Origin of the sequence: Lawsonella clevelandensis (assembly GCF_001293125.1) — a bacterium.
Lineage (GTDB): Bacteria > Actinomycetota > Actinomycetes > Mycobacteriales > Mycobacteriaceae > Lawsonella > Lawsonella clevelandensis.
In genome coordinates, this window is sequence record NZ_CP009312.1 from 1,253,012 (window position 1) to 1,275,281 (window position 22,270).

The 22,270-nt window shown below is 60.2% G+C and carries 19 protein-coding genes; 6 read left to right on the top strand and 13 right to left on the bottom strand.

The window, feature by feature from the left end; all coding sequences use genetic code 11:
* Window positions 1-83: 83 nt before the first annotated feature.
* The gene (locus tag IY73_RS05280; protein WP_257720269.1) at window positions 84-878 is read right to left on the bottom strand and encodes a type 1 glutamine amidotransferase; all 795 of its coding nucleotides are present in this window, start codon (window positions 876-878) and stop codon (window positions 84-86) included.
* Between the two features lie 10 nt (window positions 879-888).
* Window positions 889-2,190: a Mur ligase family protein gene (locus tag IY73_RS05285; protein ID WP_053962177.1), complete on the bottom strand. Its 1,302-nt coding sequence runs from the start codon at window positions 2,188-2,190 to the stop codon at window positions 889-891.
* A gap of 145 nt (window positions 2,191-2,335) precedes the next feature.
* On the opposite strand from IY73_RS05285, the gene IY73_RS05290 reads away from it, so the two are divergent.
* Entirely contained in the window at window positions 2,336-4,087 is a 1,752-nt protein-coding gene (locus IY73_RS05290) for an aspartate:alanine exchanger family transporter (protein ID WP_053979025.1), read from the top strand.
* Here the strand turns inward: IY73_RS05290 and IY73_RS05295 are convergent, their stop codons facing one another.
* The 4 genes from IY73_RS05295 to leuA are packed head-to-tail and all read right to left on the bottom strand — an operon-like array spanning window position 4,088 to window position 7,806.
* On the bottom strand, window positions 4,088-4,813 hold the full coding sequence (locus IY73_RS05295) for an alpha/beta hydrolase-fold protein (protein WP_237025149.1): 726 nt from the start codon (window positions 4,811-4,813) through the stop codon (window positions 4,088-4,090). It lies immediately after the preceding gene.
* Window positions 4,726-5,049: a hypothetical protein gene (locus tag IY73_RS08650; protein WP_237025156.1), complete on the bottom strand. Its 324-nt coding sequence runs from the start codon at window positions 5,047-5,049 to the stop codon at window positions 4,726-4,728. The genes IY73_RS05295 and IY73_RS08650 overlap by 88 nt, the downstream gene beginning before the upstream one ends.
* Window positions 5,050-5,090: 41 nt before the next feature.
* Window positions 5,091-5,966 (bottom strand): trypsin-like serine protease, encoded by an 876-nt coding sequence (locus tag IY73_RS05300; protein WP_053979027.1) that lies wholly within the window; start codon window positions 5,964-5,966, stop codon window positions 5,091-5,093.
* A gap of 22 nt (window positions 5,967-5,988) precedes the next feature.
* Window positions 5,989-7,806 carry a 2-isopropylmalate synthase gene (gene leuA, locus IY73_RS05305; protein WP_053962181.1) on the bottom strand — a complete coding sequence of 606 codons (1,818 nt, stop codon included), beginning with the start codon at window positions 7,804-7,806 and terminating at the stop codon, window positions 5,989-5,991.
* Between the two features lie 359 nt (window positions 7,807-8,165).
* Between leuA and IY73_RS05310 the strand changes: the two genes are divergently transcribed.
* Window positions 8,166-9,167: a cation diffusion facilitator family transporter gene (locus tag IY73_RS05310; protein WP_449279961.1), complete on the top strand. Its 1,002-nt coding sequence runs from the start codon at window positions 8,166-8,168 to the stop codon at window positions 9,165-9,167.
* On the opposite strand, the gene IY73_RS05315 is transcribed toward IY73_RS05310, so the two are convergent.
* Window positions 9,164-10,030, bottom strand: coding sequence for a DMT family transporter (locus IY73_RS05315; protein WP_053979028.1), 867 nt, complete (start codon window positions 10,028-10,030; stop codon window positions 9,164-9,166). The genes IY73_RS05310 and IY73_RS05315 overlap by 4 nt on opposite strands.
* Before the next feature lie 187 nt (window positions 10,031-10,217).
* Here IY73_RS05315 and IY73_RS05320 point away from each other — a divergent pair, with 187 nt between their 5' ends.
* From IY73_RS05320 to IY73_RS05335, 4 genes are all read left to right on the top strand, one after another.
* Window positions 10,218-11,240 carry a poly(ethylene terephthalate) hydrolase family protein gene (locus IY73_RS05320; RefSeq protein WP_053962183.1) on the top strand — a complete coding sequence of 341 codons (1,023 nt, stop codon included), beginning with the start codon at window positions 10,218-10,220 and terminating at the stop codon, window positions 11,238-11,240.
* A 188-nt stretch (window positions 11,241-11,428) separates the two neighbouring features.
* On the top strand, window positions 11,429-12,694 hold the full coding sequence (locus IY73_RS05325) for an aspartate kinase (RefSeq protein ID WP_053962184.1): 1,266 nt from the start codon (window positions 11,429-11,431) through the stop codon (window positions 12,692-12,694).
* 82 nt (window positions 12,695-12,776) lie between these two features.
* The gene (locus tag IY73_RS05330; protein WP_053962185.1) at window positions 12,777-13,829 is read left to right on the top strand and encodes an aspartate-semialdehyde dehydrogenase; all 1,053 of its coding nucleotides are present in this window, start codon (window positions 12,777-12,779) and stop codon (window positions 13,827-13,829) included.
* 274 nt (window positions 13,830-14,103) lie between these two features.
* The gene (locus tag IY73_RS05335; RefSeq protein WP_053962186.1) at window positions 14,104-15,603 is read left to right on the top strand and encodes a catalase; all 1,500 of its coding nucleotides are present in this window, start codon (window positions 14,104-14,106) and stop codon (window positions 15,601-15,603) included.
* Between the two features lie 122 nt (window positions 15,604-15,725).
* On the opposite strand, the gene IY73_RS05340 is transcribed toward IY73_RS05335, so the two are convergent.
* Genes IY73_RS05340 through IY73_RS05365 form a run of 6 tightly spaced genes read right to left on the bottom strand, consistent with a single transcriptional unit; the run spans window position 15,726 to window position 22,200 of the window.
* Window positions 15,726-16,238 carry a cation:proton antiporter gene (locus tag IY73_RS05340; protein WP_053979029.1) on the bottom strand — a complete coding sequence of 171 codons (513 nt, stop codon included), beginning with the start codon at window positions 16,236-16,238 and terminating at the stop codon, window positions 15,726-15,728.
* Window positions 16,235-16,480: a monovalent cation/H+ antiporter complex subunit F gene (locus tag IY73_RS05345; RefSeq protein ID WP_158408651.1), complete on the bottom strand. Its 246-nt coding sequence runs from the start codon at window positions 16,478-16,480 to the stop codon at window positions 16,235-16,237. Before IY73_RS05345 ends, IY73_RS05340 begins: the two co-directional genes overlap by 4 nt.
* A gap of 20 nt (window positions 16,481-16,500) precedes the next feature.
* Window positions 16,501-17,139, bottom strand: coding sequence for a Na+/H+ antiporter subunit E (locus IY73_RS05350; RefSeq protein WP_082346593.1), 639 nt, complete (start codon window positions 17,137-17,139; stop codon window positions 16,501-16,503).
* On the bottom strand, window positions 17,136-18,671 hold the full coding sequence (locus tag IY73_RS05355; protein WP_053979031.1) for a monovalent cation/H+ antiporter subunit D family protein: 1,536 nt from the start codon (window positions 18,669-18,671) through the stop codon (window positions 17,136-17,138). The genes IY73_RS05350 and IY73_RS05355 overlap by 4 nt, the downstream gene beginning before the upstream one ends.
* On the bottom strand, window positions 18,668-19,003 hold the full coding sequence (locus IY73_RS05360; protein ID WP_053962191.1) for a sodium:proton antiporter: 336 nt from the start codon (window positions 19,001-19,003) through the stop codon (window positions 18,668-18,670). Before IY73_RS05360 ends, IY73_RS05355 begins: the two co-directional genes overlap by 4 nt.
* Window positions 19,000-22,200 (bottom strand): DUF4040 family protein, encoded by a 3,201-nt coding sequence (locus IY73_RS05365; RefSeq protein WP_053979032.1) that lies wholly within the window; start codon window positions 22,198-22,200, stop codon window positions 19,000-19,002. Before IY73_RS05365 ends, IY73_RS05360 begins: the two co-directional genes overlap by 4 nt.
* Between the last annotated feature and the right edge of the window lie 70 nt (window positions 22,201-22,270).

Consider the following 22,270-nt stretch of genomic DNA (forward strand, 5'->3'; position numbering starts at 1 on the left):
CGAACGTAGCCCGCACTAGGAGAGCGGCGCGCTAAGCACCTACGACACGTGCACTAACTACCCTCGGAGTACGTAAAGTACCCCTAGGCAGTGCGCTTGAAGGGGTGCTTAGCCGCCGCCAGCCGCTCTTTACGGAGCAGCGTAATAGCCGGAATCTCCAACGGCTCCAGTTCAGCTGCCGGCACCCCCAACACCTGCGCCACCAGATAGTCCGCCAACTGGGGGTTCCGGGCCAAACAAGGGCCATGCATGTAGGTCGCCACAATGCTGCCCTGCACCACGCCATCAACCAGTCCGGTATCCGGCACCGCAGACCCCGCCGGCACACTATTACCCACCCCGTACTTCACGCGGGACAGCGGGCGCGCATCAGGGCCCAACACCGTCGCACCCATATGGTTCTCAAACCCGGTGAGTGGCTCCGTCAGCCCCTCCACCACCGGCGTACCCACCAGCTCGCCGATCGAGCGAGTCGCCTGTGGAACAGTGGTCGCATCTAGTAGTCCCACACCCTCCGCATGGGACCCGTCAGCCACCTGGAACCACTCGCCCAGCAGCTGCACACCAGCACAAATTGCCAGCAGCGGGCGCCCCGCCTCGACTGCCGTAAAAAGCCCACGGTGCGTTCGTAGATGCTGCGATGCGAGGATCTGGGCGACGTCCTCACCACCTCCCATGGTGTAAATATCGCAGCTAGACGGCACCTCATCCTGCAAAGTAATGCGAACAATCTCCGCCTGGTAGCCGCGCCGACGCAACCGCTCTCGCAGCACCAGCGCGTTGCCGTCATCCCCGTAGGTGCTCATAATGTCGGGCAGCAGCGCCCCAATGTGAATAACAGAATCCCGCCCAGGCGTGGGGTTAGAAAGTGTACTCACTGTTGTTCTCCTAGTGGTCCCGTGAGGTCGGATCGTCGGCGGTACCTGCCCCAGCTCCCGTTAGGTGACGGAGTTCGCGGAACAGATCGCGGAACGACGTATAGTTTGCCAATACCTCCACGCGGCCTGGCGGGCAAGCGCGGATCGCCTCCAAAGGGTCGTGGATCAGCTCATGCTCCACACCTGCATAGGTCAACCGCACTGACAGGTCGGTGCCACGTTCGCCGGAGCAGAACACGGCGGTATCGGAGAAGTTCTCGAAGCGCACATCCCACAGCCAGCTGAGATCAATGCCGTCCGCCTCCTGCCCGTTCACGGAGATGACCAGCGAGTCGGCGGTACGGTCCACCATATTGAGAGCTTCCTGCCAGCCTGCCGGATTCTTCGCCAACAACAGGTGGATCTCGTGGTCGTCGAGCTGGAGGGTAGTGTAGCGGCCGGCCACATCATCCACCGACTCCGCGGCACGCACCGCATCCTCGGCGCTCACCAGCATGTTGACGGCAGCCGCAACCGCCTGGGCGGCATTTCCGCGATTAGCGCGGCCGGGTACCCGCAGATGCATGGGCAGGGAGAGTCCGTCGGGGCCGTGCAAGCCATCGTCATCCACCCACCAGTCCGGGGTGGGGCGGCGAAATTCGCGGCCGTCCTCCAGAGGTTCGGCCGCCCACCAGTCACCATCCGCATGCAGAATAGCGGAATTGTTGCGGGGGCTGGTGGTGGCATCGTTTGACCAGCTGCCTCCGGTGCTGACCCACACGACATTCTTGGCGTCGTAGGCGACGGAGGTCATCATCATGTCGTCACAGTTGGCGACGACGATGGTCTCGGGGTGGGCGGCGACGGCGGCCCGCAGGCGGCGCTCAATAGTGTTGATTTCGCCTACCCGGTCCAGCTGGTCGCGGGAGAGATTCAGCAACACCAGCACGGTGGGGGATATGGCATCCATCACATGGGGGACGTGCATTTCGTCCACTTCTAGACAGATGGTTTGGGCATCGAGATGCTGGTTGAGCGCGCTCACGATGCCGGCGTCCATATTGTCACCACCATCGTTGGTGGCCACTGTGTACTGGGTGCGCAGTGCGGTGGCTGCCATGCGGGTGGTGGTGGACTTTCCGTTCGTCCCCGTCACCACCACAGACATGCGTTCACCTGCAAGTTTAGACATAATGTTGGGGTCGACTTGGAGGGCCACCAGGCCGCCAATCATGCCGCCATTTCCGCGTCCCAATGTGCGTGACGCCCAGCGTGCTGCGAAGCACGACCAGCGGGCGAGAGTTCCGCGGAAACCAAGAGAGGCGTTCGTCATGCACTCATTCTAAAGGGCGAGAGAAGAGTGGTAGAACTCTTTCGCGGCGCGGCTGCTTTATAGAAACTGGGCGTGCCTTTCACAGAGGCCTCGGTAGGATGACAGGAGTGAGGAATTTACCCTAAGAACTCTCTAGGAGCGTGACGTGTCCGCTGTTATCGGGTGGTTCGCGGAACAGCCCTTGCTTGTGCTCATGATCATTATGGCACTGGGGTTTTTTGTTGGCCGCATTCGCATTGGTTCGTTCTCCCTCGGTGTCGCCGCAGTACTCTTCGTCGGCCTCATCATCTCCGCCATTTTTACCAACTACGGGCACCCCATCCAGCAGCTTCACATCGTCTGGGTAATGGGTCTCACGCTCTTCGTCTACACTATCGGCCTGGCCTCCGGCTCCGCCTTCTTCCGGGCCCTTCGCACCAAAGGCCTCGGCCTTAACCTGCTCATCATCGTCCTCGTGCTGAGCAGTGCCGGCTTCACCATCGGGATGGTGGCGCTCTTCAAGATGGAACCCATCATCTCCGCCGGTATGTACACGGGTGCCCTTACCAACACTCCCGCGCTGGCTGCCGTCTCCAACGCCCTTCCCAGCTTGGCGGACTCCGCTGCGGTGAAGGCCGCAGGCAGTGTGGATGCGGCACAAAGCCTCCCCACCGTGGGTTACGCCCTGTCCTATCCACTGGGCGTACTGGCCTCCATTGCCGCCTTTGCCCTTTTCCAGAAGGTGTTCCACATTAACCACCAGGAGGAAGCGGTGCGTGCGGGCGTGGCGGCCGTACCCATCTTCACCCGCAATATTCTGGTCACCCGCGATGATGCTACCCGCATAGCGGACCTCAACTCTCGCATTGGCCACCACATCATCGTCTCTCGCATGCTCACTCCGGACGCCTACGAGATCGACCCGCACCTGCTGGACGAGAAAGGCTACCCGGAGGAAGTAAGCATCGACGCCGGTAAGATGCGTATCGCCTCGGTGCGTGATGTTATCGAGAAGGGCATGATTGTGTGCGTCACCGGTACACAGGACGCCCTCGACGCGGCCACCGAATTCCTCGGCGAAGACTCCCACGTGGACCTGGCCTACTACGATGTCACTTCCGGTCTGCGCCGCATCTTCGTCTCCAACCCCAATGTGGTGGGTGTGAAGCTGGGCAAGTTGGGGCTGCAGCGTAAGCACGGCATCCTCATTACCCGTATTCGCCGTGGCGACATCGACATGGTGGCGACGGATGATTCCCGCCTAGAGCTGGGCGATCGTGTACGCGTTGTCACCAGCAAAGAGAATCTCACCCAGGCCGCTCGTATCCTCGGCGATTCCTACAAGAGTCTCTCTGAGATCGACGTCCTCACCTTTGCGGTGGGTATTACCCTCGGTCTGCTGGTGGGCAAGATTCCTGTCCCCATTCCCGGTGGCGGTGTCCTGGAGCTGGGTTCGGCGGGTGGCCCGCTTATCGTTGGCCTCATTCTGGGTGCCCTGGGTCGGACTGGCCCCATTGTGTGGCGTATTCCCTACTCCTCTAACCTCACCATTCGACAGTTCGGCATTACCCTCTTCCTGGCAGGTATTGGCGCAAACGCCGGTGGCGACTTCCTCAAAGCGGTGACGAACCCGGCGTCTCTGACAGTGATTGCCGTGGGTGGTGTTATTACCTTCTTGCTGACGTCGTTGACGCTGGTCATTGTCTACAAGGGCTTCAAGTTGCCCTATGGTACGGCGATGGGTGTGGCGGCAGGCCTCTTTACCCAGCCGGCAACGTTGGGTTATGCCAACGACCAGACGAATAATGATCTGCCGAACACTGGCTACTCGACGGTCTACCCGATGTCGATGATCGTCAAGATTGTGGTGGCGCAGGTGCTTATTATCCTCATGGTGAAGATGGGGTTGGGTGCCTAGCTAAGCCGCGGGGTTGGGCTTCTCCACGGATGTGGGTGTGTCTTTCGCCTTCGGCGTGGTCGACCGGGTGAAAGGGTCCTGCAGCTGTGCTGGGTTGGCTATCGGCACGAACCGCACCCCACTGCGGCGCAGAATGTCCTGCAGGCCGCCCTCGTCATACATGTCCCGCCGCCACAAGTTCCAGAAGTGCACTCCGGTGGGGTAGATAACGAATGTGGCTTTTCCATCGCGCAGCGCCTGCGGGTCCTTCTTCTTCACCACCATACGGAACTGTGACAGGGAGACACTCATTCCGGCTTCCAACCAGGTACCACCGTAGAGGCGCAGCAGGTTGTCGCCAACTTTGTGGTTGATCTCTCCATTCGAGAGGTCGAGTACTCCTGTGCTGGCGACGAAACGTGTGTGGAAGAGGGATGTCCGGTCTGCAAGTTCAGTGGGGGAATGCGCGGAGTAGTCGTCGTAAGCCCACATGTCGTGTCCGGTGTTGCCGCTGAGTCCGCTAATTACCCCGAGGGCAGTACGCCCCAGCGGTGAGGTGAAATTGTAAAAGCCGCTCAGAAAGTAGCCAGCGCGGTACACCTCAGGATGCCGGTACATCATGCTAGCCCCGCCTGCGCCACCCATACTGACGCCGAGTGCTATGGCGTTACGGGGACGTGGGGGAATACCGAAGGTGCGCCACAGGTAGTTGGGGAGTTCTTGGGTGAAGAACGTTTCCCACTTGATAGGTTTTTGTCGGAGATAAGGGTGGGGTTGCGCCAGTCCGTCCACATAGATCCGTTGGTGGGGGCGACAGGTGCGACAAATCCTACATCGGTGCTGCTGAGCGCGTGGGCAAGGCCACCGACGTGGGGCATGAGCATGCCCTGGTGCTCGTGCTGCCACATGCCACCGAAAACGTGCAGGATGGGAGCGGTGGGGCGGAGGGGTAGCTGGAGATCTACGGTGAGGGTGGTGCGCATGCTGGGGCTATAGATCCGGCAGGTTTGGGTGCGTGGTTCTTTTATCCAGCGGGTGCAGGAGCGGCCAAGTTTCTGGGAGTGCTAGGTGAGTGGTGCGCCATCGGCCGGAGTGGGGAGGCTGATGAGGGAGGTTCCGGTGAGGACGAGAGTAAGTGCTGTGGCGAGTGCGGGGTGGGCGTGTTGAGAGTACATCGTGCTGTCCTTTCTACGAAGCTGGTGAAGCTGGGCGTTCTGTACTTGCAGAAAAGGGGGCTCCAGCGGGCGAGAGTGGCGGTAATCCACGGCCAGAGGTGCACGATTTCAACATAGTTCGCTCTGATTGTTTTCGTAGTGGCTCCACCGATGGAGGACAGTACGCCTACAAGGAATGGGCCTTGCATGAAGGGGCCGCCGGAATCGCCCGGTTCTTGTTTTCCCCGTTCGGTGTAGGTGATAAACATTTTTCCGTGCGCTCCGTCGTAGTGGCCCACTACTTGGGCATTGCCTTCGCGCAGTGGGAAGCGGCCTTTGCCCCATCCGTAGGTGTGTCCGAAGGTTTTCTCGATGGCGGGGGCGGGGGACAGGAGCGCGAAGGGACGTCCAACCTGTGGTTCATGGAGATGTATAAGGGCGACGTCCCATTTACTGTGCTGGTAGGCGCCGGTGAAGCCGACAGTGTTGGTGGCTTTATTTCCGAAGCTGACGGTGCCAGTCACCGTATTTCCGTTGCGGACGCAATGGGCGGCGGTGAGCACCCAGGAGGGGGAGATGAGGGTGCCGGTGCAGAGTGCTCCATGGGAGATCACTTTGGTGACGTAGGGCAGATTGGGGGCGACGGTGCTGGTGTTGATAGCAGTGGCGTTGGGAGCAGTGCCTACTGCGGCACTCACGGTGAGGAGCGCCGCAGCGGCGACTGCGGGAAGAGCGGTTGATTTCATAAATTCCTTGGGAGAGGGGGAGTTAGCTGGCGGCGGGAGAGCGTCCGGTGAGGGCGCGGTTGACGGCGCTCACCACTGCGCGGAGGGAGGCCACGCTGATGGAGGAGGCGATGCCGGCACCGTGGACGGGAGTGCCGTTCACTTCGCATTCCACGTAGGCGGCGGCGTCGGCGTCGAAGCCGGCGGTGATGGCGTGCTCCTGGTAGTCGACGATGCTGACGTCAATGTCGAGCTGCTGTAGGGCGTCCACGAAGGCGGCCAGCGGGCCGTTGCCGACGCCGGAGATTTCGCATTCTTCGCCGTGCCACAACACGTTGACGGTGATGCGGTCGTTGCCGTCGTCGGTACTGGCGGCTTCCAGGGACTGGCTCATGCGTTCCAGTGGCTCGATGCGGTCCAGGTACTCCTCGGAGAAGAGGTCCCAGAGCTGCTTGGAGTTCATTTCGCCACCTTCGGAGTCGGTGACGCGCTGGACGGTCTTGGAGAACTCGATTTGCATGCGGCGGGGCAGGCGCATGCCATGGTCGGTCTTCATGATGTAGGCGACGCCGCCCTTGCCGGACTGCGAGTTGACGCGGATGACGGCCTCGTAGTTGCGGCCGATGTCCTTGGGGTCGATGGGCAGATAGGGAACCTCCCAGGTGACGTCGGAGACGTTTTTGTCTTCGCGGGCAGCGACGGCATTGAGGTCATCGAAGCCCTTATTGATGGCGTCCTGGTGGGAACCAGAGAAGGCGGTGAAGACGAGGTCGCCGCCGTAGGGCTGGCGCGGGGTAACCGGCATCTGGTTACAGTATTCGACGGTGGAGCGAATTTCGCGGATATCGCTGAAGTTGATCTGCGGGTCGACGCCGCGGGTCAGCATGTTGAGGCCCAGGGTGACGAGGTCGACGTTGCCGGTGCGTTCACCGTTGCCGAAGAGGCAGCCTTCGATGCGGTCGGCGCCGGCCATGTAGCCCAGTTCGGCGGTGGCGATACCGGTGCCGCGGTCGTTGTGGGGGTGGAGAGAGAGGATGGTGGCGTCGCGGTGGGCGAGGTTGCGGCTCATCCATTCCACCTGGTCGGCGTAAACATTGGGGGTGGTCATTTCGACGGTGGCCGGCAGGTTGATGATGATGGGGTATTCCGGGGTGGCGCCAACGGTTTCGGTGACGGCGTCGCAGACTTCTTTGGCGAAGGCGAGTTCGGTGCCGGTGAAGGATTCGGGACTGTATTCCCAGCGCCAGTGGGTGTCCGGGTATTCTTTGGCGATCGTGCTGACGAGTTCGGCGGCATCGGTGGCCAGCTTCTTGATGGCGGGCTTGTCCTTACGGAAGACGACGCGGCGCTGCAGGATGCTGGTGGAGTTGTAGAAGTGGACGATAACGTTGGGGGCACCGGCGCATGCTTCGAAGGTGCGGCGGATCAAGTCTTCGCGGCACTGTACCAGCACCTGGATGGTGACGTCGTCGGGGATGGCGCCGTCATCAATGATTTCACGGAGGAAGTCGTAGTCGGTTTGGGAGGCAGAGGGGAAGCCCACTTCGATTTCCTTGTAGCCCATGCGAACCAGCAGGTCGAACATGCGGCGTTTGCGGGCAGGGCTCATGGGGTCAACCAGTGCCTGGTTGCCGTCGCGCAGGTCGACGGCGCACCAGAGGGGGGCGCGGTCGATGACCTTGTTAGGCCAGGTGCGGTCTGGCAGCTCAACGGCTTCCACTTCTTCTGCGTAGGAGCGGTAGCGGAAGGAAGGCATAGAAGAGTTTTTCTGCTTGTTCCAGCTGGGCTGCTCGGTGGGGGCCGGTTTGGAGGGGGGAACGATGGTGGATGCGGCGGCGACGAAAGTGTCAGAGGGGGCCATGGTGAAAAAACCTCGTGTCAAAACTCGTATGTGAGGGGAAGGGACGCTGTTGTGTCACAGACGGTGTGGTCTGGAGACTGCTACGTCTTGAGAAAGGTGGGAGTGAACCGGCGCGCAAAACCCCGCGGCGGGGAGCCAGTTCTAAAAACGGGCCCCGTCGCGGCAACCAAGTAGCAGGAATGCCCAACGCATACAGCCAGTTTATACCGTTCGGCCCACTTTCGGCGACCCCTATTGTGCTATTCACAGTGATTCGTGCAGCTTATCGGCGTGTTCTAGCGCGTCGAGAACAGCTCGACGCTATTCTCCCGTGCCCACTGTCATAGTCGTTTGTGCTGGTGACGAGTACAGTTTGGGGCATGATATCCTCGCTCGTTGCTTCCCATTCCGGGGAGATGGATCAGCAGTCTAGTCGCCGTACTCTCACCAAATATGCTTGGCTGTCTATTGCTGCGGCCGTCATTACCATTGCTTTGAAGATGACGGCATGGCGCATCACCGGTTCTGTCGGCCTTTTCTCGGATGCTGCTGAATCTATCGTCAATCTGGTAGCTGCGGTGGTGGCCCTTATTGTGCTGATTGTCGCAGCGCGTCCGGCAGACAAGGAGCACCAGTTCGGCCACACGAAGGCTGAGTATTTTTCGGCGGTGACGGAAGGCGCCATGATTTTCGTAGCGGCCGGCGTCATTATTGTTTCCGCTGCGCAACGTCTCCTGCACCCGCAGCCGCTGGAGGATGTGGGCATTGCGTTGCTCATTTCCGTGGTGGCGACGCTGGTGAACGGCGGGGTGGCGCTGATCCTGCTGCGGGGGGCGAAGAAGCATCGGTCTATTACTCTGAAGGCGGACGGCAAGCATCTGATGACCGACGTCTATACTACGGTGGGTGTGTTGGCGGCAGTGGGCATTGTTGCGCTCACCCACTGGTATTGGATGGACCCGGTTATCGCTATTGCGGTGGGTATCAACATTTTGTGGACTGGCTGGAAAGTGATGCGTGAGTCCCTCGACGGCCTGATGGACGGTGCGATGAGCGAGGAGTACCAGGCGTCGATGGAGCTGGTCCTGGACAAGTACCGTGGCCAGGATGTGGGTTTCCATGCTGTACGCAACCGGGCGAGCGGGTCCTCGAACTTTATCGAGTTTGATGTGCTGGTGCCGGGCGACTGGACCGTCAAGCAGGGCCATGACCTGGTGCACGATATTGAGGAGCAGCTGATGCTCGTCATCCCGGATCTGCATGTGCAGACGCATGTGGAGCCGCGTGAAGATCCGTTGAGTTACGACGATTTGGGCCCGCTTGACGAGCCGTTCGATCCACAAACTTTCGATTTTCAGCCCAGTACGACAGAGAAGGGCTAATCCTGTTCGATGTCGTCCTGTGCTTCGGCGCGGGAGAGTTGCACAACCGAGACTACGGTGACGATAACTGCCACGATGAGGAGCCAGTAGAGGGATGCGGGGGTGGTGAAGCGTTCTTGGAACACGATGACGCCCAAGAGCGATGACGTGAGCGGGCTGGCGACTGTCATAGCGGGGAGCGACTGTTGGATAGCGCCCGCATTAAATGCGGCTTGTTGTAGCCAGGTACCCACGATGGCGGCAATGATGAGCAGGTAGAGCGCCGGGTGTGTGAGGACAGTGAGGATGCGGCCGGCGGAGAGGTTCATGACCACGCCTTTGGTGAGGAATGACATGTACCCATAGGTGATACCGGAGGCGAGACCGACGAGGAGAGCGCGGTCTTTCCGCAGCCCTTTCTTCGCGAGGCGCATGAGCAGCACTACAATAATGATGCCCATGGCGAGTGATCCGACCCACAGCGCCGGGTGTGCCTTTGCGTGGGTGTTGGTAGGGCGTCCCACGACGAGCAATACGCCCACGCCGAGGGTGAGTGCGACAGCCCAGATCCAGTCCTGGAGGCGCACCCGTCGGCCGGTGAACCGTGCTGAGAGGGGGAGGGCGAAGAAAAGGGAGAGGATGGTGATGGGCTGCACCAGCAGGATGGAGGCGAAGCGGAGTGCGGCGGCTTGGAGTAGGTAGCCGACGACGCTGACGCCGGCGCCGGCCCACCATTTGGCGGAAGTGAGGGTGGCTTTGGCGCTGCCGCCACCCTCTTCGGGGAGGGGTTGTTCATCGGCAACGAGGTGGCGGATGACGGTACCAGTTGCGACCACTAGAGCTGACAGAAGTGCCAGAACAGCGGCGATAAGCTGATAGGTCATGGGGCCTCATTCTTGTTGCCATTGGCGAGCGAGAATTTCCGAAGAAGCTCTTAGAATCGGAGAAGATAAGAGTTTTTCTCCCCTCAATACTATTGAGATCCTTCCGAGAATGCCCTTTTTTCACACAATTCTCCGTTGTGGGACACTTTCTTCCAATACAACTGCTCGCATACGAAAGGGATCGGTTATGCGGCTCAAGAAGTTTACCGCCACGATGGCGGCGTCTGTTCTTACCCTCGGGCTGGCCGCAGGAACTGCGCAGGCAGCACCACAACCCATCAAGGTTGATAGTGCGGGTGTGGTGACGGGCAGCTACATTCAGAACCAGTACTCCAACCTGGGTCGGTATGCCACCACGTCCACTAGGACAAGCCAGCCTTGTGGGCCGGCCTACTCCGTCTACAACTGGATCTTGAAGACCCAGCATAACAACAAGATGGACCACACCTGCTGGGGCACTTTCCCGGATGGTACTAAGAATCCTGTTGACGTGCAGTTTGTGTACCCCAAAAACATCGCAAAAATGGGCAAGCTGCCGGTCATAATCTATACCCCTGGCGTTGCTGCTGAGCCTGGTCAGGTTATTCACAACTATAAGATGTGGGCTTCCCATGGCTACATCGTTGCCGTAGCTTACACCTACGCTAACTGGACCGGCTACACCGATGTCTTGGGTGCTGCACATCTTCTCACTGAGTCCAAGGATGCTAAGTCTCCGCTCTTCGGTCACATTGACTCTTCCAAGGTGGTACTGACCGGACACTCCGCTGGTGGCGGTTCTACCGAGTCTGGTGCTGGCTGGCTCCTCCCCACCGTGGAGAAGCAGTTCCCCGGTCTCAAGGTTGTCGCTGCTGTGCCACTGCAGCCGGGCCCTGGCGTCTTCGTCATGGGTAAGTACGTCCAGGTGCCGACCTTCTACGTCACTGGTGAGAAGGATACCATCTGCTTCGACTCGGCTGTTCGTGCTCGTTACAAGGAAGTCACCAAGGTTCCTGCATGGATCGGAATGGTGAAGGGTGCCTATCACGGCCAGGCAATGGACCACTGGAAGTACTCTGCTTTCGCAGCTTCCGTGCTGGCCTTCGCAAACATGTATGTGAAGAACGATCAGACTGCGCGCCAGATTTTTGTCGGCCCGAACTACTTCCTGGCCAAGGATGCTGCCTTCATGAAGGTTGACCGCAATGCCAAGGCTGCTGCACTAAAGTAGTCCGAAATCCTACAATCTGAGTAAAGAATCCCAGCTAACAGGCGTTAGCCGGTTTCGGAGCTATGAGAGGGTACCCTCACGTGGGGGTGTCCTCTCATAGTGTATTTGAGGCTGCTACTAGGCAATATCGCAGGTCTACAGGTAGGATTACGCGTGAAATTGTTCACAGCACATGGAGGTATTTACCCGTGGCACTCGTCGTACAGAAGTATGGCGGTTCTTCTTTGGAATCGGCCGAGCGCATCCGTCGCGTCGCGGAACGGATCGTGGCCACTAAGAAGGCCGGAAACGACGTTGTCGTTGTGTGCTCTGCAATGGGTGACACCACTGATGAACTGGTGGACCTAGCAACGTCTGTCAACCCGGCTCCTCCGGAGCGCGAAATGGATATGCTCCTCACTGCCGGTGAGCGTATGTCCAACGCTCTGGTGGCTATGGCTATTGCCTCGCTGGGTGCGGAGGCCGTTTCTATGACCGGTTCGCAGGCTGGTGTTATCACCACTGCTAAGCATGGAAACGCACGCATTATTAACGTCACCCCGGGGCGTGTGGAAGCTGCCCTCGCGGAAGGCAAGATCGTCCTGGTCGCTGGCTTCCAAGGTGTCTCACAGGACACCAAGGACGTCACCACCCTCGGCCGTGGTGGTTCTGACACCACCGCCGTCGCCCTTGCCGTCGCCCTTAACGCAGATGTCTGCGAAATCTACTCCGACGTGGACGGCGTCTACACTGCCGACCCGCGCATCGTTCCCAACGCCCGCAAGCTGGACCAGATCTCCTTCGAAGAAATGCTGGAGATGGCCGCTGTTGGCTCCAAGATCCTGATGCTGCGTTGTGTGGAATACGCGCGCAGCGGCAACCTTCCTATTCACGTGCGTTCGTCGTACAGCAACAAGCCCGGAACCATCGTTTCCGGATCAATGGAGGATATTCCCGTGGAAGAAGCAATTCTCACCGGCGTCGCCCATGACGTGTCCGAGTCCAAGATCACCGTCGTTGGCATCCCGGATAAGCCCGGTTTCGCTGCTTCCGTGTTCCGCACCATCGCCGATGCCGAAATCGACATCGACATGGTTCTGCAGAACCTCTCTGATGTGGACAACGGTAAGACCGACATCACCTTCACCTGTTCCGGCGCCAACGCCCCCAAGGCTGTCGCCCTCCTTAACGACAAGAAGGACGAGATCGGCTTCGACCAGGTCCTCTTCGACGACCACGTGGGAAAGGTATCCCTGGTCGGTGCCGGCATGAAGTCCCATCCGGGTGTCACCGCCACCTTCTGTGAAGCTCTCGCCGAGGCGGGTGTCAACATTGACCTCATCTCTACCTCGGAGATCCGCATCTCTGTCCTCATCGACTCCGAGGACGTTTCGGCCGCCGTGCGTGCCCTCCACGATGCCTTCAACCTGGGCACCGATGAAGAGGCCACCGTCTATGCCGGTACCGGCCGCTAAAAACTTCTTTCAGCCACTCCTCGGTTGTGAGAATAACGACCACCGGGGAGTGGCTTCCCTATAACCCCGCAAAGGACACACAATGACTAATCTTACTGTCGCCGTCGTCGGCGCCACCGGCCAGGTGGGCCGCGTTATGCGCTCCATTCTCGAAGAGCGCAACTTCCCCTGCACCAAGGTCCGTTTCTTTGCTTCTGAGCGTTCTGCCGGCCAGGTGCTGCAGTTCCGTGGTGAAGATGTTGTCGTGGAAGACGTCAACGCCGTCTCCGATGAGGACCTCAAGGGTATTGACATCGCCGTCTTCTCTGCCGGCGCCACCACCTCTAAGGCACAGGCTCCCCGCTTCGCCGCTGCTGGCGCTGTGGTCGTCGACAACTCCTCTGCGTGGCGCAAGGACATCGACGTGCCACTGATCGTGACCGAGTGCAACCCAGATGAAGCTGATGACCTCAAGAAGGGCATCATCGCTAACCCTAACTGCACTACCATGGCGTGCATGCCCGTCATGCAGGCTCTCCACAATGTTGCTGGCCTGGAGCGCATGTTTGTCGCCTCCTATCAGGCAGTGTCCGGCTCTGGTCTGGCTGGTGTCCGTACCCTCGCCCAGCAGGTACGCGACAATGTCGACGGCATGGAAACGTTCACCCACGATGGTTCCGCCATGAAGGCTGAGGACCTGGGGCCCTACGTTGCCCCCATCGCCTTCGATGTGGTGCCGTTGGCCGGCAACATTGTTGATGACGGTTCCGACGAGACCGACGAGGAGCAGAAGCTCCGCAACGAGTCCCGCCGTATCCTCCGCATTCCGGATCTGCAGGTTTCTGGCACCTGCGTGCGTGTGCCGGTGCTCACCGCCCACACGATGGTGATCAACGCCCAGTTCTCCAAGGCCATTACCCCCGAAGAGGCCAAGGCTGCACTGGCTGACGCCCCCGGCGTTGAGCTGGTGGATGTCCCCACTCCGCTGGCTGCTGCCGGCATCGATCCTTCCCTGGTGGGTCGTATCCGTCAGGATCCCTCCGTGGAAGGTAATCGTGGTCTCAACTTGGTCGTGTCTGGTGACAACCTCCGTAAGGGTGCCGCTCTCAACACCATTCAGATCGCTGAGCTGGTCGCTAAGCGTCTCGGCGCCTAATTCGCGCGTCGCTTGTAGCGTTTAACGAAGAGCCGGGAACCGTGCAGTATCTGCGGTTTCCGGCTCTTTTTGGCATTTATGGGGGTGAAGTTGCAGTGCATTTGTGAAGGAACCTATCCGGCGTTATTGGAACAACCTATATATATAAAAAAACTATTGACAGTCAACAATTAATAAGGAACACTATAGATACAGAGCTTCTCAGCTCCCCTTCGTGAGACACCCTCCCCGTCTCTCACCCCGCAATCCGATTCCAGGAAGGCAAACCCTTATTATGACGAACGAGGACCCGATCGAGCGCGGCCTCCGCCCCGCCCCCCACAACTCCGCCACCACCACCGCCGCCGGCGCCCCTGTCGCCTCTGACGACTTCTCCCTCCAGCAGGGTAAACAGGGCTACATCGGCCTCCACGATGTCGGCCTCATCGACAAGCTCGCCCACTTTGACCGTGAACGCACCCCCGAGCGCGTCGTCCACGCCAAAGGGTCCGGTGCCTTCGGTATCTTCGACGTCACCGAAGACGTCTCCGCCTACACGGCCGCAGACTTCCTGCAACCTGGCAAGAAGACCCCAGTGCTGGCCCGCTTCTCCACCGTCGCCGGTGAAAAGGGCGCCGCTGACACCCAGCGTGACCCCCGCGGTTTCGCCCTCAAGTTCTACACCGAAGAGGGCAACTACGACATGGTCGGCAACAACACCCCGGTGTTCTTCATCCGTGACGCCATCAAGTTCCCCGACTTCATTCACTCCCAGAAGCGCACCTCGGACACCGATCTGCAGTCCTTCCACATGCGCTGGGACTTCTGGACCCTCTCGCCCGAATCCGCCCACCAGGTGGCCTGGCTCTTCGGTGACCGCGGCCTACCCTCATCCTTCCGTGAAATGGACGGATTCTCCTCCCACAGCTACCAGTGGATCAACGCCAAGGGTGAGCGTTTCTGGGTGAAGTACCACTTCAAGACCGACCAGGGCATTGGCTACTTGTCCCAGGCAGAAGCGGACAAACTGGCCGGCTCTGATCCCGAATACCACCGCCGCGACCTCTACCAGCACATTCAGGATGGTGACTACCCGTCTTGGACCCTCAAGATGCAGATCATGCCGGAGGCTGAAGCGGAGAATTACAAGGTCAACCCCTTCGACATCACCAAGACCTGGAGTCAGAAGGACTACCCGCTGATCCCAGTCGGCAAGCTCACCCTCAACCAGATTCCGAAGAACTTCCACGTGCAGATCGAGCAGGCTGCCTTCAGCCCGTCCAACCTGGTGCGCGGAATTGGCTTCAGCCCCGACAAGATGCTGCTGGGCCGTGTCTTCTCCTACCCGGATACCCAGCGTCACCGTCTCGGTGCCAACTTTGAGCAACTGCCTCCGAACCGCCCCGTCGTGGACGTCAACAACTACAGCCACCAGGGTCCGGCGGCCATGGAGTTCAACGATCCCTCTGTTCCCACCTACGTGCCTAACAGTGGCAATGGGCCCACCGCACAGCCCGAACTTTCCGCGGCCGACCTGGGCCGCTGGGAGCCCCACGGTGATGAACCGTACCGCGGCTACCCGCTTGAGCACGAGGACGACGACTTCTGGAGCCAGCCACACGTTCTCGTCCGCGAGGTCATGGACGATGCTGCTCGTGAGCGCCTCGTCTCTAACGTCGTCGGCACCCTCGATGAAGTGCAGGAACCTGTTCTCTCCCGCGTGTTCGAGTACTGGAAGAACATTGACGGAGAGGTCGGAGCAGCCATCGAGAAGTCCTACAAGGACAACCACTAGGAGCTAGCAGTGGGCGCGATCATCGCGTTCTACTCACCGCAACCTACTTTCATAACAGCAACTGTCCGTCCGGATACACGAACTGTGTAAACCGGGCGGGCAGTGTGCTATGCCAACGTGGGTTAACGGCGATTCTCGTCGGCAGTATTCTCCTCAGCGCCGTCTGACTCCTCGTCGAATTCTTCGTCATATTCCTCGTACTCCTCATACTCGGAGTACTTCTCCAGATGGTGATGGTGCTTCTCCGTCTCCTCACGGCATGTCTCAGCCGCCTCGTCCCGCGTAGCGGGGGAAACATCACGCAGGTCTTCCCGCACCGTACGTGGGTCTAAACGAACCTGGGAAAGCATCATGGCGCGGCCCAAATACATGGACCCCAACGCCGAGCCCACCGGCACAATAAAGGTGATGAGAAGAAACTCAATAAGGTGCGCCCAAGAGAAGCCGTTCATGGCCATATCCCCAATAAACAGTGCAAACGCCACCAGTGGGAAACCCACATAGATAGCTGGACTGTTCATATTTGCGCGGGTGACGGCGTCCTTGGCGCGGTTCATAGCGATACCAGTGTCCAGGAAGAACAACGCTCCAAAGATGGCGATAAGGCCCACCAGAACCTGCACAATAATGTTCATCGGTGCCCCCTGTTAATGACGCGCGATAACGCGATGGTGGAGACGGCCCCGAAGAGTCCGCCGATGAGTAGCACATCGAACACCACTTTGGAGCTATTGAGCACTCCAATGAAACCGACAATGCACAACATGCCATAGAAAAGCAGGTCGTTAATGGCGACGCGGCTCGCCCCATCCGGGCCCTTTATACCCCGGTAGAGGCCAAGCAGCATACCAACGATGATGATCGCAGAGGCAATCACGAGCATTATTGTCAGGATCATCATGCGGCAGTCACCTCCAGCCGGTGTGGTTCATAGGCTTTGCCGCGGCTGGCTCGCAGCACTTTATTCATCATGGTTTCCAGTTCATCCCGTACCGTATCCAGGTCTTCGGCATAGACCGAATGCACCAGTAGGAATCCGTCATCGCCAGAGACTGCCACACCATCCAAGGTCATGGTGAGGGTGGCAGAGCCGCGGTCGATAGCCAGCACTAGCGTGCCAGGCGTCAAGGTGATGGAGGTGGCGAACACTGTCACCTCCAAACTGTTCATGCGTTCCAAGGGAACACGCAGAATAGCGGGTGAAATTTTGGTGTTCGGGCGAAACATATCGAGTGCCATGCCGTCGGCATTAATGGCGACTTCCGCCAACAGCCAAGCACCATAGGCCAGCCAACGCCCCGCCGACGCGAAAAAGTCCACGAAGCGGCGACCGGCAGTGCGGGGCCGTTTGATGAGGTGCCAGACAGCTCGCACCAGTGTCATGGCGGCAGAGGTGAAGGAGGAACTTCTCTCTTCCCGCAGGTGAGTTTCCTCCGATTCGCGGTCGGTCAGGTCCTCGGCGTGTTCTTGTTGCTCCCACAATTCGGCTTCGGTGAGCTCGCGTGGGGGCGTGGCGTTCTGGGTCATGTCACTCATACGTGTAGCACCGCCCACATGTAATCCGAAATGTCGAGGAGGGAGAAGCCGGCCCGGGTGGTTTGATCCACCAGCCAGCCAGCCCCAAAGAAGGCCGCCAGGCTTAGCAGAAGAAGGAATGCACCGGGCAACAGTTGCTTCTTATTGATGACGAGGTCGTCCTCCACCGGCTGAAATTTCTCCGCCCCGATGGGCCGATACATGGCCATCTGTGGGCCCCAGAAGACACCCTTCCACAGGTACATCATGGAGAGTAGGGAACCGAGGGAGGAGATGATGATGACGGCGATGACGGTCCACCCCAGTGCCGCGCCGGCGGTTGCGGCGGACTGCGCAATACCCACCTTGGCCAGTACGCCGGAGAAGGGTGGGAAGCCCACCAAGCTCAACATACCGCCCGCCATAATGCCGGCGGCGAGGGGTTCGCGGCGCTGCAAACCATCGAGGCGATCGAAGCGGCCAGAACCATAGGTTTCTTCAATCGCCCCGGAGGTGAGGATAAGGGATCCCATAGTGAGCATGTGGTGGATGAGATAGAAGATGCCTGCACCCAGAGCCACTGCCCGCGCCTCAATGTCGCTGGTATTGGCAGCCAGTGCGAGGGCGATGAGGATGTAGCCCACACCGCACACCATCTGGAACGCCAGTGAGCCACGAATACGCTGTTCACCCAGCGACCCAAAACTGCCCACCAGCATGGTAAAGCACAGCACCACCACAATGATCCACTGCCCCCGGGTATCGAAAATGAAGATGGTGGAGACGATGCGGTAAATGGCGTAGATGGCCACTTTGGTGTGCAAACCAGAGAAGAGACCCATCACCGCGGCAGAGGTGGCCGGATAGGCACGGGGGAGCCAGCCGTGCACCGGTACCACACCTGCCTTCACGCAGAGGGCAATGAGGCAGACGGTGATGGCGATTCCCACCTGCGGTTCGTTGGCGGCGGAGCCGGCCAGTACCGCAATATTGACCTCGCCGACGGCGCCGTAAATGTAGATGACACCGAGGAGGAAGACAGAGGAGGTGAGGAGGTTCACCACCACGAACATGCGGTCCACTCCGATGCGCCGCCACGTGCCGGTGATGGCGAGGAGCGCGTAGGAGGGCATGAGCATGACTTCAATCCACACGAAGAGGTTGAAGAGGTCGGCGGTGAGGATAGCGCCGTTAACACCCGCCATCAGCACCAGGGTGAGGGTGGGGAAGAAGCGGTTGTGTTCATCCTCGCCGATGGAGATAGCGAACCAGGCGGAGGCAATGATGAGGATGCCGGTGGCGGCCAGCATGAGGGCGCTGAAGGCGTCGGAGGCGAACGAGATGCCGATGCCGCGGGCGAAGCCGCCTACTTGTTCGGCAATGACAGCATGGTTGCGGTGCTGGTAGAGCAGCACGAAAGCGCCGATGACGGAGAGGCTGGGAACTGCCAGGTAGATGACGCGCCGCAGTGCTAGGGGCTGGGCAAACACCATGAGGACAGCGGTGACCAACGGAATAGCCACCCAGAGGGGGAGGAGGGGGGCGAGGGTCATACTTCGTCACTCTCCGTTCCCGAGTCAGGGGTGGCTTTCACATCGTCGGTGGTGCCGATAACGGCGAGGACCAGCATGAACACAGTGACCGCCATAGAGATGACGATGGCGGTGAGGACAAACGCCTGGGGGAGGGGGTCGGCGGCTGCGGCGACACTGGTTTCCTGCAGGAGGGGCACGTCGCGGCGGTCGAGTACGCCAGAAGCCAGCACGGTGAGGTTAATGCCGTGGCTGATGAGGCCGAAGCCGAGGACGATGCGCATCATGTCGCGCTGCAGAATGAGGTATACACCTGCGGCGATGAGGACGCCAATGGTTAAGGCGAGAATCATTTCTCGTCACCTCCAGTCTGCGAGCGGGAATGGTGATAGCGGGCGTGACGCTCTTCTGCAGCCTTGTATTCTGCCGCGGAGAGAGCCCGCAGAGTCTCCCGATACTGGGGGATCTCTTTTTGTCGGATGGGGTCGTGATAGGAGTTCACGCGGCTGGCCGCCTGGGTGAGGGGCCCTTCCTCCTTTGCATCCATGTGCAGTGGGTCGTAGGGCGGCCACACTTCCACGCTGGGGGCACCCAGCGGGACCTGGCCTGATCCAAGCAGGTTGAGGGCTGTCAGTACCATGCCGAGCACGCAGAGGGTGACACCAAAGTCGAAGAACATGGCAGAGGGTACCGCGCCCAGCACCGGAATATCCCAGTGTTGGGGGGAGAGGAAGGAGTGCGGAGAAACGCTCCCGTCGAGGCTGTGGTCATGGGTGGCGAGGTAGCCGATGAGCCCCGTGATGGTGGCAATGGTGAGGCCGGTGGCGACCAGCACGGCGGGAGTGCGGCGGCGGGTGAGGGGCCGATCCACTGGGGTGGACAGCCAGGCCAGCACCAGCATGACAGCCAGAATGAGACCGGCGATGAAGCCGCCACCCGGCTCCTGGTGGCCGCGCCAGAACACCACTAGGGTAGTGATGAGCAGCAGCGGGGACAGCATCAGCACGAACACGCGGATGGGGTAGGAGTTGGTGATGCTGTCGCGGTACGCGTAGGAGGTGGGCAGTACGATACGGCCGTTTTTCTCCACTCGCTCCCGCAGTTCCTGGCGGATGAGGTGGAAGCTGGCGCTACCGGTGCGGCGGTATTCGGGGCGGACGGACAGCAGCACGGCGGCAATAGCTAGGCCCGTTACCCCAAGCACAGCCATTTCACCGAAGGTATCGAAGGCACGGAACTCGTTGATGATGGTGTTGGTGACGTTATTGCCGGTAGTGATGGTGGGTCCGTGGTCGAGGAAGTACTGGCTGAGGGTACTGCGGTCCCGTCGCCCCGTGAACGCCCAGACGGCACCGAAGGCGGCGAGCCCCGAGAAGGCGGCGATGATACCGGCGGAGACCCGCCGCTGCCGGGACGCTTTCTGGAAGGTGCGGGGGAGCCGCCGGAGGACCAGCATGTACATGACGGTGGTGATGATTTCGACCAGCAGCTGGGTGAGGCCCACATCGGGGGCACCGAGTGCGAAAATCTGGAGGGTGATGGCGACGCCAACCGCACCAAGCAGTACCACGGCGGCCAGCCGGGAGCGGGTGACGATAGCGGCGCCGGCAGCCACCAGCACGATGAGTAGCACCACCAGGTCAATGGGCCGGTCGACGGCGGGAATGCGCTCCGGGAACGCGATTTGTCCAGAGAAACGACCCACCGCTACAGTGCCCGCCAGGGCGGCGAGCACAATAACGAAGGCGCCCACGTGGCGGGTGGGGCTGTCGGAGCGGGTGGCGGAGCCAGCCAGGTTACCGGCCCAGCGCATGCTCTCCCACACGGTGGCCAGGTTGCTGGCGCCGTCGCGGGGAAGCAGTTCGCGGTCGAGGAGGGCGTCCACACGCTTGCGCTGCCACACGAGGAGCAGGCCGATCACGATGGCCAGCAGCGATAGCAGCAGTACGTCGTTAACGGCGATAAGGTGCAGGTGGGTGTTGTGGAGCTGGGGGCCGTTGTGGATGACGGCAGCCCGGTAGCTGGCGGTGTGGGGGTTAATGGCACTGGCGGCGATCTGCGACAGCGGGTGTCCGAGGGCCGTCACCGCAAAGTAGAGGGGGAGGCCGGCGATGGCGGGGAGTGCCGCGAACACGGTGAGTACCCAGGGCACTTTGTGGAGGACGAGTTCGTAGCTGTCGGGTTCGATGTCTGCGGCGGCTTTGCCTTCCACTACGGTGCGTTCACCGTCAAAGTAGCCGCCCAAGATGATGCGGAAGCTGTAGGCCACAGTGAGAGCGGCGCCGATGACGGCGACAGTGGTGAGGGCGATGGAGCCGGCGTTGTTACCCCAGGCACTGAGGAAACTTGTCAGCATGGATTCTTTGGAGACGAAGCCCAAGGTGGGGGGAATACCGGCCATCCCGATAGCGCCGATCACCGTCACCACCATCAGTCCCGGAGTGTGCTTCCACATGGGGGGAAGACGGCGAATGTCGCGGGTACCGGTGGCATGTTGTAGCGCGCCGATGGACATGAAGAGCCCGGACTTGAAGAGTGCGTGGGCGAGGGTGTGGAGGACGGCGGCGGTGAGGGCGGCGTGGGTGCCGATACCGATCGTGGTGACGATCCAGCCGAGTTGGGAGACGGTGGAGTAGGCGAGCAGCTTCTTGAGGTCCGTCTTTTGGAGGGCAAAGAGAGCCCCCATAACGGCGGTGAACATGCCAACAACCACCAGCAGGATCTGCCAGGTGAGGTTGAGGCGGAAAACGGCAGAGAAGCGCAGCAGCACGTAGATGCCGGCTTTTACAACGGCGGCCGCGTGCAAGTAGGCGGAGACGGGGGATTCTGCCGCCATGGCTTCGGGGAGCCAAAGGTGGAAGGGGAATTGGGCGGCCTTGGTGAAAGCGCCGATGGCGACCAGTACCGCCACGGTGGTAGTGATGCCGGGGTTCGTCACCCACACGCTGGAGGAGAGTGCCGTGGTGAGGTTAGTGGTGCCGGTGACGGCGATGATGGTGACGGTGGCAGCCAGAAAGAAGAGGCCACCAATGAAGGTAAGGAAGAGAGTGCGGAGGGAGCCTGCTTCGCCGGCGTGTCCGGAGCGCCCAATGAGCATGAAGGACATGAGGCTGGTGAGCTCCCAGCCGATGAAAAGAAGGGTGAGATCGTCGGCTGTGACCAGCAGCATCATGGAAAAGGTGAAGACCACCATGAGGAGGAAGAAGCTGCTGTGGTGGAGGGGTCTGCCGTGCTGGTCGTGGCTATCGAAGTAGCGGGTAGAGTAGGCCATGACAACAGCCCCGATAACGAGGGCAAGCATGGCGAAGAACCAGCTCAGCGCGTCGAGGCGGAGGCCTACGTGAATATTCCAGTAGGCGATCCAGGGGATGTCGGCAGTGATAGTGTCGCCATGCAGCAGGCGTGGACCCAGGGGAGCGTAGATTCCACAGGCGAGGGCGAGATCAATGAGAGCGATCACCCAGCCGGCGTTGCGGCCCAGGAAGCGAGTCAGTAGCGGGGTTACTGCAATAGTCAGCACTAGGACGACCAAACTGTACAGCACAAGCACTGACTTGGCCTCCTCAATGAAGTTGACATTTTTCCTGACTTTTCTACAAGAATACAGACTTTACGGTGCA

Excerpts from the sequence above, each read along its gene's own strand:
- IY73_RS05330 (WP_053962185.1), top strand. The coding sequence starts at position 12,777 with ATGACTAATCTTACTGTCGCCGTCGTCGGCGCCACCGGCCAGGTGGGC.
- IY73_RS05310 (WP_449279961.1), top strand. The coding sequence starts at position 8,166 with ATGATATCCTCGCTCGTTGCTTCCCATTCCGGGGAGATGGATCAGCAG.
- IY73_RS05360 (WP_053962191.1), bottom strand. The coding sequence starts at position 19,003 with ATGATTCTCGCCTTAACCATTGGCGTCCTCATCGCCGCAGGTGTATAC.
- IY73_RS05350 (WP_082346593.1), bottom strand. The coding sequence starts at position 17,139 with ATGAGTGACATGACCCAGAACGCCACGCCCCCACGCGAGCTCACCGAA.
- IY73_RS08650 (WP_237025156.1), bottom strand. The coding sequence starts at position 5,049 with ATGCGCACCACCCTCACCGTAGATCTCCAGCTACCCCTCCGCCCCACC.
- IY73_RS05285 (WP_053962177.1), bottom strand. The coding sequence starts at position 2,190 with ATGACGAACGCCTCTCTTGGTTTCCGCGGAACTCTCGCCCGCTGGTCG.
- leuA (WP_053962181.1), bottom strand. The coding sequence starts at position 7,806 with ATGGCCCCCTCTGACACTTTCGTCGCCGCCGCATCCACCATCGTTCCC.
- IY73_RS05355 (WP_053979031.1), bottom strand. The coding sequence starts at position 18,671 with ATGACCCTCGCCCCCCTCCTCCCCCTCTGGGTGGCTATTCCGTTGGTC.
- IY73_RS05300 (WP_053979027.1), bottom strand. The coding sequence starts at position 5,966 with ATGAAATCAACCGCTCTTCCCGCAGTCGCCGCTGCGGCGCTCCTCACC.
- IY73_RS05315 (WP_053979028.1), bottom strand. The coding sequence starts at position 10,030 with ATGACCTATCAGCTTATCGCCGCTGTTCTGGCACTTCTGTCAGCTCTA.
- IY73_RS05335 (WP_053962186.1), top strand. The coding sequence starts at position 14,104 with ATGACGAACGAGGACCCGATCGAGCGCGGCCTCCGCCCCGCCCCCCAC.
- IY73_RS05340 (WP_053979029.1), bottom strand. The coding sequence starts at position 16,238 with ATGAACATTATTGTGCAGGTTCTGGTGGGCCTTATCGCCATCTTTGGA.
- IY73_RS05320 (WP_053962183.1), top strand. The coding sequence starts at position 10,218 with ATGCGGCTCAAGAAGTTTACCGCCACGATGGCGGCGTCTGTTCTTACC.